Annotated in this window: 17 protein-coding genes; 6 read left to right on the top strand and 11 right to left on the bottom strand. The window is 70.9% G+C overall.

The window, feature by feature from the left end; genetic code table 11:
• A partial coding sequence (locus tag AC4BG9_RS13545; RefSeq protein WP_490571630.1) for a transposase occupies positions 1 to 402 on the top strand: 402 nt, incomplete at its 5' end.
• A 182-nt stretch (positions 403 to 584) separates the two neighbouring features.
• Here AC4BG9_RS13545 and AC4BG9_RS13540 read toward each other — a convergent pair.
• The 4 genes from AC4BG9_RS13540 to glnA all read right to left on the bottom strand — a co-directional run bounded on the left by AC4BG9_RS13540 (position 585) and on the right by glnA (position 4,811).
• The gene (locus AC4BG9_RS13540; protein ID WP_490571629.1) at positions 585 to 935 is read right to left on the bottom strand and encodes a hypothetical protein; all 351 of its coding nucleotides are present in this window, start codon (positions 933 to 935) and stop codon (positions 585 to 587) included.
• 644 nt (positions 936 to 1,579) lie between these two features.
• Entirely contained in the window at positions 1,580 to 1,930 is a 351-nt protein-coding gene (locus tag AC4BG9_RS13535; RefSeq protein WP_490571628.1) for a helix-turn-helix domain-containing protein, read from the bottom strand.
• Positions 1,931 to 2,639: 709 nt separating this feature from the next.
• Positions 2,640 to 2,918 (bottom strand): NUMOD4 domain-containing protein, encoded by a 279-nt coding sequence (locus AC4BG9_RS13530; RefSeq protein ID WP_490571627.1) that lies wholly within the window; start codon positions 2,916 to 2,918, stop codon positions 2,640 to 2,642.
• Between the two features lie 474 nt (positions 2,919 to 3,392).
• Complete coding sequence (glnA, locus tag AC4BG9_RS13525) at positions 3,393 to 4,811, bottom strand: type I glutamate--ammonia ligase (RefSeq protein ID WP_490571626.1); 1,419 nt, start codon at positions 4,809 to 4,811, stop codon at positions 3,393 to 3,395.
• A gap of 181 nt (positions 4,812 to 4,992) precedes the next feature.
• On the opposite strand from glnA, the gene AC4BG9_RS13520 reads away from it, so the two are divergent.
• Together AC4BG9_RS13520 and AC4BG9_RS13515 are read left to right on the top strand one after the other, a co-directional pair.
• Positions 4,993 to 5,385: an RDD family protein gene (locus tag AC4BG9_RS13520; RefSeq protein ID WP_490571625.1), complete on the top strand. Its 393-nt coding sequence runs from the start codon at positions 4,993 to 4,995 to the stop codon at positions 5,383 to 5,385.
• Between the two features lie 57 nt (positions 5,386 to 5,442).
• Positions 5,443 to 6,231 carry an SCO4651 family lipoprotein gene (locus tag AC4BG9_RS13515; RefSeq protein ID WP_490571624.1) on the top strand — a complete coding sequence of 263 codons (789 nt, stop codon included), beginning with the start codon at positions 5,443 to 5,445 and terminating at the stop codon, positions 6,229 to 6,231.
• Positions 6,232 to 6,307: 76 nt separating this feature from the next.
• Here AC4BG9_RS13515 and AC4BG9_RS13510 read toward each other — a convergent pair whose 3' ends face one another.
• The 3 genes from AC4BG9_RS13510 to lipB all read right to left on the bottom strand — a co-directional run bounded on the left by AC4BG9_RS13510 (position 6,308) and on the right by lipB (position 8,805).
• A complete protein-coding gene (locus AC4BG9_RS13510; protein WP_490571623.1) occupies positions 6,308 to 7,015 on the bottom strand; it encodes a DUF4191 domain-containing protein in 708 nt (235 codons plus the stop codon).
• Positions 7,016 to 7,077: 62 nt separating this feature from the next.
• Positions 7,078 to 8,028 carry a lipoyl synthase gene (gene lipA / locus AC4BG9_RS13505; RefSeq protein WP_490571622.1) on the bottom strand — a complete coding sequence of 317 codons (951 nt, stop codon included), beginning with the start codon at positions 8,026 to 8,028 and terminating at the stop codon, positions 7,078 to 7,080.
• A gap of 48 nt (positions 8,029 to 8,076) precedes the next feature.
• Positions 8,077 to 8,805: a lipoyl(octanoyl) transferase LipB gene (gene lipB / locus AC4BG9_RS13500; protein ID WP_490571621.1), complete on the bottom strand. Its 729-nt coding sequence runs from the start codon at positions 8,803 to 8,805 to the stop codon at positions 8,077 to 8,079.
• A gap of 122 nt (positions 8,806 to 8,927) precedes the next feature.
• Here lipB and AC4BG9_RS13495 point away from each other — a divergent pair, with 122 nt between their 5' ends.
• Positions 8,928 to 9,431: a hypothetical protein gene (locus tag AC4BG9_RS13495; RefSeq protein ID WP_490571620.1), complete on the top strand. Its 504-nt coding sequence runs from the start codon at positions 8,928 to 8,930 to the stop codon at positions 9,429 to 9,431.
• Here AC4BG9_RS13495 and AC4BG9_RS13490 read toward each other — a convergent pair.
• Positions 9,423 to 10,319, bottom strand: coding sequence for a TIGR01777 family oxidoreductase (locus tag AC4BG9_RS13490; RefSeq protein WP_490571619.1), 897 nt, complete (start codon positions 10,317 to 10,319; stop codon positions 9,423 to 9,425). The two genes, AC4BG9_RS13495 and AC4BG9_RS13490, sit on opposite strands and share 9 nt — an antisense overlap.
• Positions 10,320 to 10,363: 44 nt before the next feature.
• On the opposite strand from AC4BG9_RS13490, the gene AC4BG9_RS13485 reads away from it, so the two are divergent.
• The gene (locus tag AC4BG9_RS13485; RefSeq protein WP_490571618.1) at positions 10,364 to 11,404 is read left to right on the top strand and encodes an SGNH hydrolase domain-containing protein; all 1,041 of its coding nucleotides are present in this window, start codon (positions 10,364 to 10,366) and stop codon (positions 11,402 to 11,404) included.
• 24 nt (positions 11,405 to 11,428) lie between these two features.
• On the opposite strand, the gene sucB is transcribed toward AC4BG9_RS13485, so the two are convergent.
• Positions 11,429 to 13,282 (bottom strand): 2-oxoglutarate dehydrogenase, E2 component, dihydrolipoamide succinyltransferase, encoded by a 1,854-nt coding sequence (sucB, locus tag AC4BG9_RS13480; protein WP_490571617.1) that lies wholly within the window; start codon positions 13,280 to 13,282, stop codon positions 11,429 to 11,431.
• A 29-nt stretch (positions 13,283 to 13,311) separates the two neighbouring features.
• Entirely contained in the window at positions 13,312 to 14,691 is a 1,380-nt protein-coding gene (gene lpdA / locus AC4BG9_RS13475) for a dihydrolipoyl dehydrogenase (RefSeq protein ID WP_490571616.1), read from the bottom strand.
• A gap of 136 nt (positions 14,692 to 14,827) precedes the next feature.
• Here lpdA and AC4BG9_RS13470 point away from each other — a divergent pair, with 136 nt between their 5' ends.
• Entirely contained in the window at positions 14,828 to 15,205 is a 378-nt protein-coding gene (locus AC4BG9_RS13470; RefSeq protein WP_490571615.1) for a hypothetical protein, read from the top strand.
• Positions 15,206 to 15,235: 30 nt separating this feature from the next.
• Here AC4BG9_RS13470 and AC4BG9_RS13465 read toward each other — a convergent pair whose 3' ends face one another.
• The gene (locus AC4BG9_RS13465; RefSeq protein WP_490571614.1) at positions 15,236 to 16,753 is read right to left on the bottom strand and encodes a leucyl aminopeptidase; all 1,518 of its coding nucleotides are present in this window, start codon (positions 16,751 to 16,753) and stop codon (positions 15,236 to 15,238) included.
• Positions 16,754 to 16,758: the final 5 nt, after the last annotated feature.

Below are 16,758 nucleotides of genomic sequence, written 5' to 3'. Positions count from 1 at the left end.
TTCTCCAACAAGATCGTCGGGTACTCCATCGACTCGAGGATGAAGTCGTCGCTGGCACAGGCAGCGATGCGGAACGCGATCGCGCTCCGTTCGCCCGTCGGGACCGTTTGTCATTTCGACAGGGGCGGTCAATTTCGTGCCAAGCGCACCCAGCAGCTCTTGGAGAACAACGGCCTGGTCGGGTCGATGGGCCGCTCCTACGGGGCCGGGGACAACGCCAGCATGGAGAGCTTCTTCGCGCTCCTGCAGAAGAACGTGCTCAACAGCCGCCGGTGGGACACCCGCGACGAGCTGCGGCTCGAGATGGTCCGCTGGATCGAAACGAAGTACAACCGCCGCCGACGACAGCGAGGACTTGGCAGGCTTACGCCCGTCGAGTTTGAGATGATCTACGCGGCCTGAACACCGCAACCGCTACGCGTCAACCAAAGCGGGGCCAGTCCCCCACGCTCGAGCGGCACATGAGTAACTGGCACGCCGCTTACGAGGTCGGCAAGGAAGCGGGCATCCGGAAGCTGCACTGACGACTGTCCCAGGCGTCGCCCCCCGAGCCCATTGACGGTCGGGGGCGGCGCTGTTGGGTCCTAACCCTCGTCCGAGGGTGTGCTGGGCAGCCGCGGCGGGTCGCCACGGAAGTCCCCGCGAGCCTTTAGGAGCGCGCGCTTGTACTTCTCGTCGCCGCTGCCCTTAAAGGGGAAGATCTCATCGGCGTCGATGTAGAACTTCAGCTCAAGGGCGATCAAGGCAGCAGCCTGGGCGAGCTGATGAAACACTTGCTCCGGTTGCCCCAGCGAATTCAAGCGGGCAATGAGGGCGGCTCCGCGGTCCGTGATCTCGCCTGGACTCTTGCTCACTTCCTCGACGAGATCAACGCACCAAACGCCCACCTCGCGGCCCGTGATCTGGCGTCCCCAGGAGCCTTCCACATCGTCCATCCTCGGAGACTAATGCCTTCCGTAGCGCCGGCAGGCTGGCCAACACGCGGCGTGTCGGGGACTCGCAGACAAGACAAGAGGCAGTTGTCGCACCTTGACCTCTAGGGCTCAGGACGGGCGGTAGCCTGCCTCCATCTGTGCCGATCCAGTCCGGGGGAATGTTGGTATGACTAGGGGACGGAAGAGGTCGCCCACGTTCGCGACTATCGCCGCTCAGGCGAAGATCACTCCTTCGCCGACCGATGCGTGGGAATTGGCCTACTTCCGCCGGCACCGGAAGGACGACCGGGCCCGACCGTCGCCAGGGCGCGACTACCTGCAAGCCTGTCCGAAGGCAGTCCGCGCCCACATGCGAAACGTCCTTATCGCAGTAGCAAAGGCGCCCCCTACTAGTTTCGCCGGGGGCGGAGCCTGGGAGGCGATGCACGGCGACATGACGGGGTACTTCGAGGTGCGCAAGAAGTACGAGGGCCAGCAGTATCGGCTCTTCTGCCGCCTGGATACCGAGAGTCAGGGGACGGGACCCCTCTTGGTCATCATCACCGGTAGGACCAAGATGGACCGAACGGTCTTCACTGATCAGGAGTACGCGAAAGTGCGAGCACTCGGCGATGAATACTTGTCTCGAAACCCCCGCTCCCTCTTCAGCAAGTAGCGAGTTCTTGTAGGGGCGCCGCCACGGCCCCTCGCTCCTCGTCGGTCATAGGGACGAGTTCGAGCTTCAAGCCAACGGCGGCCGCCACCGAGGAGACAGACTGGACCGTTGGGTTCCCTGCGGTGTCCGTGAGCAGGCGTCGAATCGCTGCGGGATCGCGGCGGACTGCTCGTGCCAGGTCCTTCTTGCTGATCCCCAGGGCCGCTCGCTTGGACTCCAACTGGTTCACAAGCTTGTCGACGGTCGTCACCCGCACCCACTCGAGGAGGTGCATCTGGGCGTACTCCGGGTCATCCTGGAGCTCCTCCTGCATGTCCTGCCAGAACGCATCGGTCGACATCGTTTTCAACCCCTCTTGACTCGACTCTGAGAACGTAACATAAAGGTCCTGGTCGCCTTAACGAAATCCTTGACTGTCGCCTTCCCCGTGTGTGGGTCTTGGCGCCGCCTGGATCTTGTACTCGTCCTCACGTCGTCTGCTGCGTCTGTTGCTCTCGCGTGCGCTTCTGCGGTGCGCCTCGGCGCTGCAAGCATCGCAGCGGTGGCGTGGTCGGTCGGAAGGTCCGAGCGCTGCGGGGCCGCCACAGTCGCGGCACGCTCGTGGCTCCGTGTAGGAGAAGTACGGCGCCTGCTGCTCGGCTCGCCGTCGGGCGTACCGCGCCCGGTCCGACGCTGGCGCGGCGGCGACTCGGCAGTCCTGGCAGCGTTTGGGGAGGGACCCGGGACCCGCGTGCCTGATAGAGGTTCCGCAGTCATCACAGGCTGTTGTTCGGACGGTCTGGATGGGTCCCCACTCCCTTCTCCCGAGCCTCCCAAGCCCGGCTCGCAGCCCCCTGAGCGAGCACACGGCACTCGGGGCACCGCTTAGGGTCCGGCCCGGGACCCGTTCGCGTCACCGACGTTCCGCAGTCGAGGCAGGCCGCGGTTCGGACGGTCTCCCTCTCCCTCTCGTCCCACGGGGGCGGCCCCTTCGCCGGCTTGGTGCGCTTCTTGGCGCGAGGGCTCGAACGGCTCTCCTCTCGTAGCTTCTGTGGAGGTCGCGCCGGCACTCAGGGCAAAGACGCTCGCCCCACTCTCCGAGCCCTGCATCCGCGTACGGGTGACCCTCCGGGCAGTGCGTGGGAGCTCCTGCGGCCGACCAGCGTCCCCACTCGACGACAGCGGATGCGGCCTCTGGGGAACGAGACCGCAACCGTGCGGAAGCCACAGGGCCCGACGTTATTCGCCAGGATGCGCGGCCGAGAGCGCCTGGGCGAGCGGAAACGTCCCTCGCTACTTGCTTCATAGCCCTCGACCCCGGGAATCGGGCGCCACGCCTCCGAACTCATGCGACCACCTCAGTTCGCTCGAGACCGCTCACATGATCGGCCAGCCTCTCGATCCAGTCCTGTTGTCCGCCCGTCCCTTGGATCAGGTCTGGGCCGATGACCTCTACATCGGGGCCGTAGGCCAATCGCAGTCGCCCGACTTCGTACCGCGCGATCGAGCTGACATAGAGCGGCCCGACGATCTGCGCGTACTGAGAGCGCTGGTAGCCAGGACTGGGCTTGAGAACCGGGACCCGATGCTGGACTCGACCGCCGATGCGAATGCGTCCTACGACGGACGCCTTCTCGGGGGTGCCGCGCGAGCTGTCTGTCGCTGGCGAGGAAGGACGCGAGGTCAGACACGCGCACCTGTGGCCGGACGCTGACGAAAGCACACGAGCCGCCATCGACAGTGTGATGGCGGCTCGTGCGGACTCCTTGCGGACTGAGAAGGGAGGTGTTGCCTAACTTCGCAGGTCAGCGGGGGTGTCGGGTCTAGATGTCGTAGTACAGCTCGAACTCGTGCGGGTGCGGCCGCAGCTGGATCGGCGCGATCTCGTTCTGGCGCTTGTAGTCGATCCAGGTGTCGATCAGGTCCGGAGTGAAGACGTTGCCCACGGTGAGGAAGTCGTGGTCGCGCTCGAGGTTGTCGAGCACGGCGTTGAGCGACGTCGGGACCTGGTTGATCTCGGCCATCTCGTCCGGCGGCAGCTCGTAGATGTCCTTGTCGATCGGAGCGGCGGGCTCGATCTTGTTCTTGATGCCGTCGATGCCGGCCAGCAGCAGCGCGGAGAACGCCAGGTAGGGGTTGGCCGACGGGTCGGGGCAGCGGAACTCGATGCGCTTCGCCTTCGGGTTGGACCCGGTGATCGGGATCCGCACGCAGGCCGAGCGGTTGCGCTGGGAGTAGACCAGGCTGATCGGCGCCTCGAAGCCCGGCACCAGGCGGTGGTAGGAGTTCACCGTCGGGTTGGTGAAGGCCAGCAGCGACGGGGCGTGCTTCAGGATGCCGCCGATGTAGTAGCGGGCCATGTCGGAGAGGCCGGCGTACCCGGTCTCGTCGTAGAAGAGCGGCTCGCCCTCGTTCCAGATGGACTGGTGGCAGTGCATGCCGGAGCCGTTGTCGCCGAAGATCGGCTTGGGCATGAAGGTCGCGGTCTTGCCGTTGCGCCAGGCGACGTTCTTGACGATGTACTTGAACTTCATCACGTCGTCGGCGGCCTTGAGCAGCTCGTCGAACTTGTAGTTGATCTCGGCCTGGCCGGCGGTGCCGACCTCGTGGTGGGCCCGCTCGACGTGGAGGCCCGAGCGCTCCATCTCGATGACCATCTCGTCGCGCAGCTCACCGAAGTGGTCGTAGGGCGCGACGGGGAAGTAGCCGCCCTTGTACTTGACCTTGTAGCCGCGGTTGTTGTCCTCGGAGCCCGAGTTCCAGGCGCCGGCCTCGGAGTCGATGTGGTAGTAGCCCGCGTTGGCCTTGGTCTCGAAGCGGACGTTGTCGAAGACGTAGAACTCGGCCTCGGGAGCGAAGTAGGCCTTGTCGCCGATGCCGGTGCTGGCCAGGTAGGTCATCGCCTTGCGGGCGATGTTGCGCGGGTCGCGCGAGTAGGCCTCACCGGTGAGCGGGTCGTGGATGAAGAAGTTGACCACCAGCGTCTTGGCGACGCGGAAGGGGTCGATGTACGCCGTGGTCGGGTCCGGGAACAGCGACATGTCGGACTCGTGGATGGCCTGGAAGCCGCGGATCGAGGAGCCGTCGAAGCTGAGGCCGTCCTCGAAGACCGACTGGTCGAACGACGAGACCGGGACCGTGAAGTGCTGCATGACACCGGGCAGGTCGCAGAAGCGCACGTCGACCATCTCGACGCGCTCGTCCTTGATGTACTTGAGCAGCTCGTCGCTGTTTGCGAACATTCGTCCTCCTTGGCCGCGCTCGGGTCACGGCCGTCAAGTCAAGGTGTAGATCGGTGCGGCACTGCACCGGACTGTGGTGGAAACTACGCACGCGCAGTTTCTTGACCGTATCCCGATTGTTTCTGGCGTGTAACAGATCCCCCCGGAGTGGACCCCCGACCCGGCCGGATATCCTGCGTAGGTGATCGAGACCGCGTCCTGGGGGCACCGCCTCCTGGCACTGCTGATCGACTGGCTGGCCTCCCAGGCCGTCGTCTGGCTCGTTCTCGGCATCGGCGGCTGGCTCGACAACCCCTACTCCGGTTTCGTCACCACCGGCGTCTTCGTCCTCGAGTCGGCCTTCCTCACCGCCGTGGCCGGCGGCTCCTTCGGGCAGCTGGTCACCCGGCTCCGGGTGGTCCGGGTCGGTGAGAGCCCCCGCCCCCTTGAGCTGCTGCCCGCCGTGCTGCGCCAGCTCCTGGTGATCCTGGTGATCCCCCCGCTGGTCTTCCGTCCCGACGGCCGCGGGCTGCACGACCTGGCCGTCGGCTCGGCCGTCGTTCGACTGGACACGCTGCGCCCGCCCGCCCCGTAGACTCCCGGTGGAATTCCGTCCACCGAAAGGCAGTGCCCAATGCGTCGACCCCTGCTCATGAGGCGGACAGCGGCTGCGCTGCTGGTCCCCTTCGCCCTCTCCACCCTCGCCGCCTGTGGCTCGGAATCGGCGGACGAACCGACCGGCTCCAGCGCCGCCGCCGACCCGGGCCTGGAGGCCGGTGAGGAGATGTCGCCCGAGGACTTCCAGGAGATCTTCGAGGCCGCCCTCGACGCCGCCACCACCGCCCGGATGACGATGAGCACCGAGGGCATGGCCGCGATGGAGAGCGAGGGGGACGTCGACTACTCCACCTCGCCGCCCTCGACGAGGATGACGGTCCAGGAGGAGGGCGGCGAGACCGAGGTCATCACCGTGGGCACGGTCAGCTACATCAAGTCGCCCGACTCGGGTGACAAGTACGTGAAGCTCGACATGAGCGGCCTGATGGACGCCGTGGGTGGCGGCGGCATGAGCATGGACCCCGCTGCCGCGGCCGAGCAGATCAAGAAGAGCCTCAGCTCGGTCACCTACCAGGGTGAGGAGGAGATCGACGGCGAGAACATGGCGCGCTACACGCTGGCCCTCGACACCGCGAAGCTGCTGGGCGAGGAGCTCGCCTCCCTCTCCAAGGCTCCCGAGCAGATGGACTACGACATCTGGTTCGACGAGGACGGCATGCACCGCCGGGTCGAGGCCGACATGGGGGAGATGGCCGGCAAGCTGACCATGAGCCTGGACGACTGGGGCAAGGACGTCTCGATCGAGGAGCCCCCGGCCGACCAGGTCACCGAGATGCCCGAGGTGCCCGACATGCCGTCGGCTCCGCCCACCGCGGGCGGCTGATCCTAGAGCCCCGTACGACGACAAGGGGCGGGTGCGGCTCACGCCGCACCCGCCCCTTAGTCGTCCCGCAGGAGGCTCAGCGGCCCCGCAGGTTGCCGCGCATGCCCTTCATGCTGGTGGGCACCGGGCCCTTGGGCAGCGGGATGTTGGAACGGTTCGCGTCGAGGGCCTTGAGCCGGTTGAGGACGTCGGTCATCTGGGCCGGCTTGACGTTGCGGCCCAGCTTGGTCACGTGCTTCACCAGCCGGGTGAGCGGGACCTGTCCCTCGCCGTTGCCGCACACGACCTCGTGGATCGGAGTCTCGGCGGCGACCCGCTCGTGCTTGCGGCGCTCGCTGGCCAGCAGCGTCTTCACCCGCGAGGCGCTGGTGCCCTCGCCGACCAGCACGATCCCGGGCGGGCCCACCACGCGGTGGACGACGTCCTGCTGCTTGGTAAAGGCGATCACCGGGTCCACCTTCCAGCCCCGGCGCAGCATCCCCAGGGCAGCAGCCGCGGCTCCCGGCTGGCCGTCCATCTGGGAGTACGCCGCCCGCTGGGCGCGGCGGCCGAAGACGATGAGGCCGGCCAGGAGGCCGAGCAGGATCGCGCCCAGGACGGCGAAGACCGTCGAGAGCACGCCGCTGCCGGGAAGCAGCCAGATGACAACGAAGCCGACGGCGGTACCCAGCAGGGCGGCCCCGAGGATCCACAGCCCGAGCCGCGGGTCGCTCCGCTTGGCCATCTTGTAGGACCGCACGAACTGCTGGCGGCGACTGAGGTTCTCGGGGGCGGGGGTGGACATTCTCGTGCCTTTGCTGCCGGGGCCGGTGTCGGCCACTGGTCGTGGGGGAGGGGGAGCTGCGCTCAGGCCGTCTGGACCGTGGAGCGCGCCTCCATGGCCTGACGGTACAACCGGCCGGCCCGGTAGGACGAACGGACCAGCGGGCCGGACAGGACCCCCGAGAAGCCGATCTCCTCGGCCTCGGCCTGGAGCTCGACGAACTCCTCGGGCTTGACCCAGCGCTCGACCGGGTGGTGCCGCACCGACGGCCGCAGGTACTGGGTGATGGTGACCAGCTCGCAGCCGGCCTCGTGGAGGTCCCGCAGGGCCTGGGAGACCTCTTCGCGCGTCTCGCCCATGCCCAGGATCAGGTTGGACTTGGTGACCAGGCCGAACTCGCGGGCGGCGGTGAGCACGCCCAGGGAGCGGTCGTAGCGGAAGGCCGGCCGGATCCGCTTGAAGATCCGGGGCACGGTCTCCACGTTGTGGGCCAGCACCTCGGGCCGGGAGTCGAAGACCTCGGCCAGCAGGTCGGGCTTGCCGTTGAAGTCGGGAACGAGGTTCTCCACGCCGGTCCCCGGGTTGAGCGCGTGGATGGCGCGGACGGTCTCGGCGTAGAGCCACGCGCCCCCGTCGGCCAGGTCGTCGCGGGCGACGCCGGTGATGGTGGCGTAGCGCAGCTCCATCTTCTGCACGGACTCGGCCACCCGGCGGGGCTCGTCACGGTCGAGCGGCTGCGGCTTGCCGGTGTCGATCTGGCAGAAGTCGCAGCGCCGGGTGCACTGGTCGCCGCCGATGAGGAAGGTCGCCTCGCGGTCCTCCCAGCACTCGAAGATGTTGGGACAGCCCGCTTCCTGGCACACGGTGTGCAAGCCCTCGGACTTCACCAGCCCCTGCAGGGCCGTGTACTCCGGACCCATCTTGGCGCGGGTCTTGATCCAGGAGGGCTTGCGCTCGATCGGGGTCTCGGCGTTGCGGACCTCGAGGCGGAGGAGCCTGCGGCCGTCGGACTGCGGTGCTGTGGAGGACGTCACGGAACACGACTCTACGCCGGGCGTGGCAGCCGACCCAGCAGGGCGTGATCAGGCCCCCGGCCGCACCAGCTCGATGCGTGGTGCGCGTCCCGGCTCGGGCCGGGCGTCGTAGTCCGGGGTGGGGGTGTAGGGGTCCCAGGCCAGGTAGGTGACCAGGTGCCGGCGCACGCTCGGGAGCACCTCCTCGACACCCACCTCCCGCCCCAGCTCGCGGCTCAGGGAGGTCACCCCGGCGTCGGAGATGCCGCACGGCACGAACCGGGCGTACCAGTCGAGGTCGACGTCGCAGTTGAGCGAGAACCCGTGCATCGTGACGCCGCGGCTGACCCGGATGCCGATGGCCGCCACCTTGCGCTCCGGGCCGCGCTCGTCGTCGCGCAACCAGACTCCGCTGCGCCCCGGGACACGGGCGGTCCGCACGCCGAGGTCGGCGCAGGTCGCGATCAGCGCCTCCTCGACCCGGCGCACGTAGTCGACGACCTTGACGTGGTCGGGGAGACGGACGATCGGGTAGCCGACGAGCTGGCCCGGTCCGTGGAAGGTGATCTTCCCCCCGCGGTCGACGTCGACGACCTCGGCCCCGCCGGGATCGGCGGGGCGCTCGTGGGGCTCCGTGCGCTTGCCTGCGGTGAAGACGGGCGGGTGCTCCAGGAGGAGCACCTGGTCGGGCACGGAGCCGGCGACGACCTGGGCGTGCACGTCGCGCTGGAGATGCCAGGCGGCCTGGTAGTCCACGGCGTCGTCGCCGAAGCCGGCCACCCGGAAGTCGAGGCTCATGGCGGAAGCCTATCCGGGACCTCGAACGGGTCCTCCGGCCCGGGAAGGGTGGCCGCCCGGCCCGCGGCGCCCCTGTGGACGACGAGCGGCACGGGGACGCCGTACCCGGCACAGTGGTCGCTGTGTCCCTGCACCGAGCCGCCGCGGCCAGCAGCGTCGTGGCCGCGCTCAGCGTCCTGGCCCTCGCGGTGACCTGGCTGGTGACGGCCCGAGGCGAGGTTGCCGCGCCGGAGGCGGCCGCCGGAGCGCCGGCGCACATCGAGCTCCTCCGGGACTGGGACCGGCGGCGGGCCCGTGCCTGGGCCGAGGGCGGGGCCGCGGACCTCGAGGCCCTGTACGTCGCCGGGTCGCGCACCGGAGCCCGCGACGTCCGGATGCTCGACCGCTACGCGGCCCGCGGCCTGCGGGTGGTCGGGCTCGAGACCCAGCTGCTCGAGGTCAGGGTGGTGACCTCCGAGCCGGGGAGGCTCGTGCTCGACGTCCTGGACCGGGTCAGCGCCGCCGAGGTGGTCGGGCAGGACGGTGGTCACCGGCTGCCCGTCGACCGGCCTAGCCGTCGACAGGTGGAGCTGCGCCGGGTGGCCGGGAGCTGGCTGGTCGCCGAGGTGGTGGCGGGCTCAGCGTGAGCCGGCCAGGCCGGCCGCCACCACGGCGGCCACGTCGATGTCGTGGAAGTCGAACCCGGCGCGCTCCAGCGCCAGCGGCCTGGCGTTGACCGAGCCCAGGAGCTCCGGGGCCATCGGCCCGGTGGCCAGCCGCAGCACGGGCCCGGGCACGGCCGCGACCGCGGGACGCCCCAGCGCGCCCGCCAGGGTGCTGGTCCACTCCCGGTTGGTGGGCGTCGTCGGGCAGCACAGGTTGAAGGGTCCGGACACGTCGTGGGACCCGACGAGGTAGGCGACCGCCCCCACCCAGTCCCGCAGCGAGATCATCGGGAAGTACTGGGAGCCGCCACCCAGGCGGCCGCCCATCCCCAGCCGGAAGAGGCTGCTGAGCTGGCGCAGGGGAGCGGCCTCGCGGTCCATCACCGGCGCGGTCCGCAGGACGCAGACGCGCGCACCCGCCTCGACGGCCGGACGGGCGGCTGCCTCCCACTCCCGCGCCACCCGGGTGAGGAGCGCGTCGCCCCGCGAGTCACTGCTCTCGTCGACGACGTCGGACCCGTGGTCGCCGTAGAAGGAGATGCCGTTGCCGGCCAGGAGGGCCGGCGGGTCGTCACACCGCGCGACCTCCTCGGCGATGACCAGGGTGGTGGTCACCCGGCTCTCCAGCAGCTCGCGCGCCCACCGCCGCGAGTAGGGGTTGCCCAGGGTCGGGGAGCCGGCCAGGTTGATGACCACGTCGACGCCCTCCAGCGCCCCCGGAGGCAGCCCGTCACCGTAGGGGTCCCACCGCACCTCGTCGGCGCCGGCGTCGTGACGCACCAGGCGGGTGACACGGTGCCCGCAGCCCCTCAGGCTCTCCGCCAGGTGCGTGCCGAGGAAGCCCGAGGCGCCGGCCAGGAGAATGCGCATGGCACAAGGGTGGCAGGTCGCTGGTTGTCCTCTAGTGTCCGAACATGTCCTCGCGGATCCCGGCCGCCCTGCTGGTCCTCGTGCTCCTCGCCCTCGGCGCCGGGTGCACCGAGGACGAGTCGCCGCAGAGCCCGGACGACACCCCCGCCGAGACGCCGCAGGCCGCCCCGGCGGAGCCGCCGGCCACCGACGCGAAGGTGGTGCGTGAGGCGGTGCGGGAGGCCGTCGGCCTCGACGTCCTGCCCAAGGACCCACAGCCGCCGCTGGCCAGCATGCCGCGGGACAACGCGTTGACCCCCACCGAGCAGTCCTGCGTGCTCGGCTACCTCGCCTCGGTGCCCGACCGGCCATGCATCCTCGGCGACCCGGAGGCCGCCCGTGCGGTCGTCCTGTGGGGCGACACCCATGCGGCCCAGTGGATCCCCGCCCTCGAGCTCGTCGGGGCGGACGCCGGGTGGCGGGTCGACGTGAGGGTCAAGTACGGCTGCCCGCCACTGACGGACGTGACCCCCTGGCTACCGGCCGAGGACCGGGCGTTCGCCGAGTGCGTGGCCTTCAACGCCGACACGCTGCGCGCCGTCGAGGAGTCGCAGCCCGAGGTGGTGCTGCTGGCGGGGGCGGTGCAGGGCAGCGCGCTGGTCGTCGACGGGAGCCCGCTGCCGCTCGGCACCCCCGTGCCGGGCAACCACTGGCGCCCGGACCCCGAGCGGGACGCCCGGTGGCAGGAGGGCCTGGCCGCGACCCTGGAGGGGGTCGCCGGGTCGACCCGTGCGTTCGTCCTCGGGGACACCCCCTATCCCGGGCTCGACGCGAAGACGTGCCTCACCCGTCACCCCGAGAGCCTGCGGGCCTGCGCGGCGCCGCGCGGTGCCGCCGTGCACGAGACCCATGCCCGGGCCCTGCGCAGGACGGCTGACGCACACGACGCGGCCTTCGTCGACCCGGTCCCGTGGTTCTGCACCCGGCGGACCTGCCCCCCGGTGATCAGCGACCTGATCGTCTACCGCGACGGCTTCACGGTGGGCCGCCGCTACGCGAACTACCTCTCGACCGTGCTGGGGAGGGCCGCCGGTCTCCTCGACTGACGGCCCCCCTCGGCCCGCTCTGTCTCAGACGTCGAAGCCGCCGGCCTCGAGGCGAGCCTTGACGTCACTCAGGAAGCGCGCCGCGTCGGCACCGTCGACCAGTCGGTGGTCGTAGGTCAGCGCGAGGAAGACCATCTGGCGCACGGCGATCGTCTCGCCCAGGTTGGCGTCGTCGATCACCACGGGCCGCTTGACCACCGCGCCGGTGCCCAGGATCGCCACCTGCGGCTGGTTGATGATCGGGGTGTCGAACAGCGCGCCCCGGCTGCCGGTGTTGGTCACCGTGAAGGTGCCCCCGGAGAGCTCGTCCGGGGTGATCTTGTTGTTGCGGGTCCGGTCGGCCACGTCGGCGATCTTGCGGGCCAGGCCGGCGATGGAGAGGTCCCCGGCGTCCTTGATGACGGGGGTCAGCAGACCGCGCTCGGTGTCCACCGCGATGGCCAGGTTCTCCCGGTCGAAGTAGGTGACCTCGCCCTTCTCGGTGTCGATGGTGGCGTTGACCATCGGGTGGGCCTTGAGCGCGTCGATCGCGGCCTTGGCGAAGAACGGCATGAAGGAGAGCTTCACACCCTCGCGGGCCAGGAACTCGGCCTTCACGGCGTCCCGCTGCCGCGAGATGGCCGTGACGTCGACCTCGACCACGGTGGTGAGCTGGGCGCTGGTCTGCAGCGACTCCACCATCCGCGAGGCGATCACCTTGCGGAGCCTGGACATCGGCTCGGTGCGGCCACGCAGCGGCGACGCCTCGGCGGGCGCCGGGGCGGCGGAGGCGGCAGCGGCGGGGGCGGCCGCGGGTGCCTCGGCGGGCGCCGACTTCGCGGCGGCCGCGTCGAGGACGTCCTGCTTGCGGATCCGCCCGCCGACGCCGGTGCCGGTCAGGCTGGCGAGGTCGACGCCGTGCTCGGCCGCCATCTTGCGCACCAGGGGCGTCACGTAGGTGCTCTGGTCGTCACCGCGGGCCGGCGCCTGCGTGGCGTCCTGCTTCGGCGCCTCCTGCTGGGGCTCGGGCTGCTTCGGGGCTTCCTGCTGGGGCTCGGGCTGCTGGGGGGCCGCCTGCTTCGGCGCTTCCTGCTCGGGCTCCTGCTGCTTCGGGGCCTCCGGCTCCGGCTCCTGCTGCGGGGCCTCCTCGGCGGCGGGCTCGGCGGCGGGCTCCTGGGCGGGTGCCTCCTGCTGGGCCGGCTGGCCCGACGGGGAGCCGGAGCCGATGAGGGCCAGCTCGGCGCCCACCTCGACGGTCTCGTCCTCGGCCACCTTCTGCTCCAGCAGGGTGCCGGCGACCGGGCTGGGGATCTCGGTGTCGACCTTGTCGGTGGAGACCTCGAGCAGTGGCTCGTCGACGGCCACCTCGTCGCCGACCTGCTTGAGCCAGCGGGTGACGGTTCCCTCGGTGACGGACTCACCCAGGGCGGGCAGGGTCACCGGGGTGGACGAGCCGCCCTCCGAGCCCTGTCCCGACTCCTGTGCCGAGTCCTGGGCCGCGGGCTGCTCCTGCTCGGGGGCGGGCTGCTCCTGGGTCTCCTCGGCGGCGGGGGCCTCCTGGGGAGCCTCCTCCTGGGCCGGCTCCTCGGGAGCGGCCTCCTGCTGCTGCGGCTCCTGGGCCTCGGCGTCGCCGGCGGACCCGGACTCCCCGGAGGACTCCGACTGGTCGCCCACCACGGCCAGGACGGCGCCCACCTCGACGGTGTCGTCCTCCTCGGCCCGGATCTCGAGCAGGGTGCCGGCGACGGGGGACGGGATCTCGGTGTCCACCTTGTCGGTGGAGACCTCGAGCAGGGGTTCGTCGACGGCCACCTCGTCACCGACCTGCTTGAGCCAGCGTGTGACGGTGCCTTCGGTGACGGATTCGCCGAGTGCGGGGAGGGTGACTTCGGAGGCCATGGGATTCCTGTCGTCTCGTGGGTGGTTGGTCAGGCGTGTGCGTGGAGGGGTTTGCCGGCCAGGACCAGGTGGGCCTCGCCGAGAGCTTCGTTCTGGGTGGGGTGCGCGTGGACCAGGGGGGCGACGTCCTCGGCGTGACCCTCCCAGTTGTAGATCAGCTGCGCCTCGCCGATCAGCTCGCCGACCCGGTCGCCGACCAGGTGGACGCCGACGACCGGCCCGTCGGTGAGGGCGACGAGCTTGACGAAGCCCTGGGTGCGCAGGATCTGGCTCTTGCCGTTGCCGCCGAGGTCGTAGGTCACGCAGGTGATGCGGTCCTCGCCGTGCAGGCGGCGCGCCGTCTCCTCGTCGAGCCCGCAGGAGGCGACCTCGGGCTGGCTGTAGGTGACCCGGGGGATGCCCGCCTCGTCGATCGGCGCGGGGGAGAGGCCGGCGATCTCCTCGGCCACCAGGATCCCCTGCGCGAAGCCGCGGTGGGCGAGCTGGAGCCCCGGCACGATGTCGCCGACGGCGAAGACGCCCTCGACGTTGGTGCGGCACCGGTCGTCGGTCAGCACGAAGCCGCGCTCCATGGCGATGCCCTGCTCCTCGAAGCCCATCGCCTCGGTGCTCGGGCCGCGCCCGGCGGCCACCAGCACGATCTCGGCCTCCAGCGGGTCGCCGTCCTCGACGGCCACCGAGACGCCGGAGTCGGTGCGTGACACGCCCTCGACGCGGGTGCCGGTGCGCACGGTGATGCCACGCTTGCGGAAGGCGCGCTCGAGCGCCTTGGAGGAGGCCGCGTCCTCGCCGGCCAGCAGCCGGGGGAGGGCCTCGAGGATGGTGACCTCGGCGCCGAAGCTGCGCCAGATGCTGGCGAACTCGCAGCCGATCACGCCGCCGCCGAGGACGACCACCGAGGCCGGCACGCGGTCGAGCTCCAGGGCGTGCTCGGAGGTGAGGACGTGGGTGCCGTCTGGCTCGATGCCCGGCAGGGACCGGGGGTGGGACCCGGTGGCCAGGACGACGTGTCGCCCGCGGTGGACGCGACCCGCCACGGTGACCTCGCGCGGGCCGGTGAGCCTGCCCTCGCCCTCGATGAGGGTGACGCCGCGGCCGCTGACGAGTCCGGTCAGGCCCTTGAAGAGGCGCGCGACCACGCCGTCCTTGTAGGCGTTGACCCCCGCCATGTCGATCCCGTCCAGCGAGGACCGGACGCCGAACTGCGCGCCGTCCCGCGCGGAGTCGGCGACCTCGGCTGCGTGCAGGAGGGCCTTGGTGGGGATGCAGCCGACGTGGAGGCAGGTGCCGCCGACCTTCTGCCGCTCGACGAGCCCGACGCTGAGACCCAGCTGGGCGGCGCGCAACGCGCAGGCGTAGCCGCCGGAGCCGGCCCCGAGGATGAGTACGTCGTATTCGGCCGCGGCCACGCTGTCGGTTCCCTCCCACACGAGTCATTCGGGCACGCGCGACGAGGGCAGCGCGTGCGATTCCGCCCATCTTCGCACCCCTGGCAATGGTGTCCAGCACCGCCTCGACGGGGTTCGACCCGTCACACTGTCAGGCATGGGACTGTTCGACCGCTTCCGCCGTGACCGCTCGGCACGCATGCGCCGCCCGGCGAAGGACGCCGCGCGCACCGGCTCCACCTCCGTGCGGGCCGCCAACGCGGCCGACACCGACCACCTCAATGCGTGGGTGGCCGCCCGGCGCGGGGTGGAGGGGTTCGTCGAGCCGCGCACCGCGGTCAGCGACGTGACGCTGCTGCTGGTGGCCCACGACGGGGAGTGGACCCGGCGCCGGGTGCCCTCGGTGCAATGGGCGCACTCGTTCTGCAACCACCACCGGGTGCCGTCCTACGACGCGGCGGTGGTGGGCGTGCCCCAGCGGATGCGCGACTACAACGCCCGGCTCAAGGCGGAGGGCCGCCAGCCCTGGTCCTGACCCGCGGCGCGCGGGCGCTCCCGGCGTCGCTCAGGCCTCGTCGGGGGCGGCCAGCTCTCGGGCGAGCTCGACCAGCGTGGCGACCCCGAAGCCGGTGCCGCCGGAGGTCCACTCGCCGAACGGGCCCCCGGAGTTGAAGGAGGGCCCCGCGATGTCGAGGTGCGCCCAGGGCCGGCCCTCGGTGAACTCGCGCAGGAACGCGGCGGCGTAGAGCCCGCCACCCCAGCGCACCCAGTCGTGCTGGGCCAGGTCGGCCACCTTGCTGCTGCGGATCCGCTCCGACATCTCCTCGGGGATCGGCATCGGCCACATCGCCTCGCCCGACCGCTCCCCGGCGGCCAGCACCTGGGCGACCGTCTCGTCGCTGCCCAGGACGCCGCACACCTTGTCACCCAGCGCCAGGACCATGTGCCCGGTGAGCGTGGCGACGTCGACCACGACGTCGGGCTCCTCCTCGCCGGCCAGGACCAGGGCGTCGGCCAGGACGAGCCGACCCTCGGCGTCGGTGTTGAGCACCTCGACCGTCCGCCCCCCGCGGATGGTGAGCACGTCTCCGGGACGGGTGGCGGACCCCGAGACCATGTTCTCCGCCATCGGGGCCCAGGCGGTGACCCGCACGGGCAGGCCGAGCCGGGCGATCGCCAGGGTGGCCTGGAGGACCGCGGCGGCGCCCGCCATGTCGGACTTCATCGTGCCCATGCTGCTCGACGGCTTGATGGTCAGGCCGCCGGAGTCGAAGGTGATCCCCTTGCCGACCAGGGCCAGGTGGGTGCGGGCGCCCTTCGGCCGGTAGCTGAGCTTGACCAGGCGCGGCGGGGCGTCCGAGCCGGCGCCGACGCCCAGGATGCCGCCGCAGCCCAGCTCGGCCAGGGCGTCCTCCTCGAACACCTCGAGGGCGACCTTGGGGGCGCCGCGGCCCTTCGTGGTCTCGCGATGCGCGGCGGACACCGCGTCGGCGAAGTGGGCGGGGGTGAAGCGCCCGGGCGGCTCGTTGACCCAGTCGCGGGTGGTGGCCACGGCGCCGGCCACCACCTGGGCCTCCTCGAAGGCGGTACGGGCGGACTCGTCGCGGGCCAGCGGGGAGAGGACGACCACGTCGCCGGGCTGGTCGGTGCCGGTGTCGGCGTCGCGGCGGTAGCGGGTGAAGGTGTAGCCGCCGAGGCGGAAGCCCGCGGTCACGGCCGTGACCAGGGAGGCCTCGCCGGCCGGCAGGGCGAGCGCCACGGAGGCGGCGTTGCGGACGTTACGGGCCGCCACGCCGGCGGCCCGGCGCACGGAGACCTGGTCGGCCTCCGGCCCGAGGCCGACGAGCACGAGCACGGGGGCGTTCAGGGTCCCCGCGGTGGGGATCCGGACCGCTTCCCCGGCCTTGCCGGTGACTCCCAGCGAGGAGAGCATCGGGCGGAGCCGGCGACCGAAGGCCGCGGCGACCTCCTCGCCACCCTCGGCGAGGATCGGTCCCTTGGGAGCCTGCAGGACGCCGACGACCACGGCGTCGGCCCTGGTCTTGGCGGGGCTGGCCTTGCGCAGCGTGTAGGTCGTCGTCACCCCGG

Source organism: Nocardioides sp. Z40_12, assembly GCF_058215795.1.
Note: the sequence above shows the minus strand (reverse complement) of the source record. Positions and strands in the feature narration are given on the sequence as shown.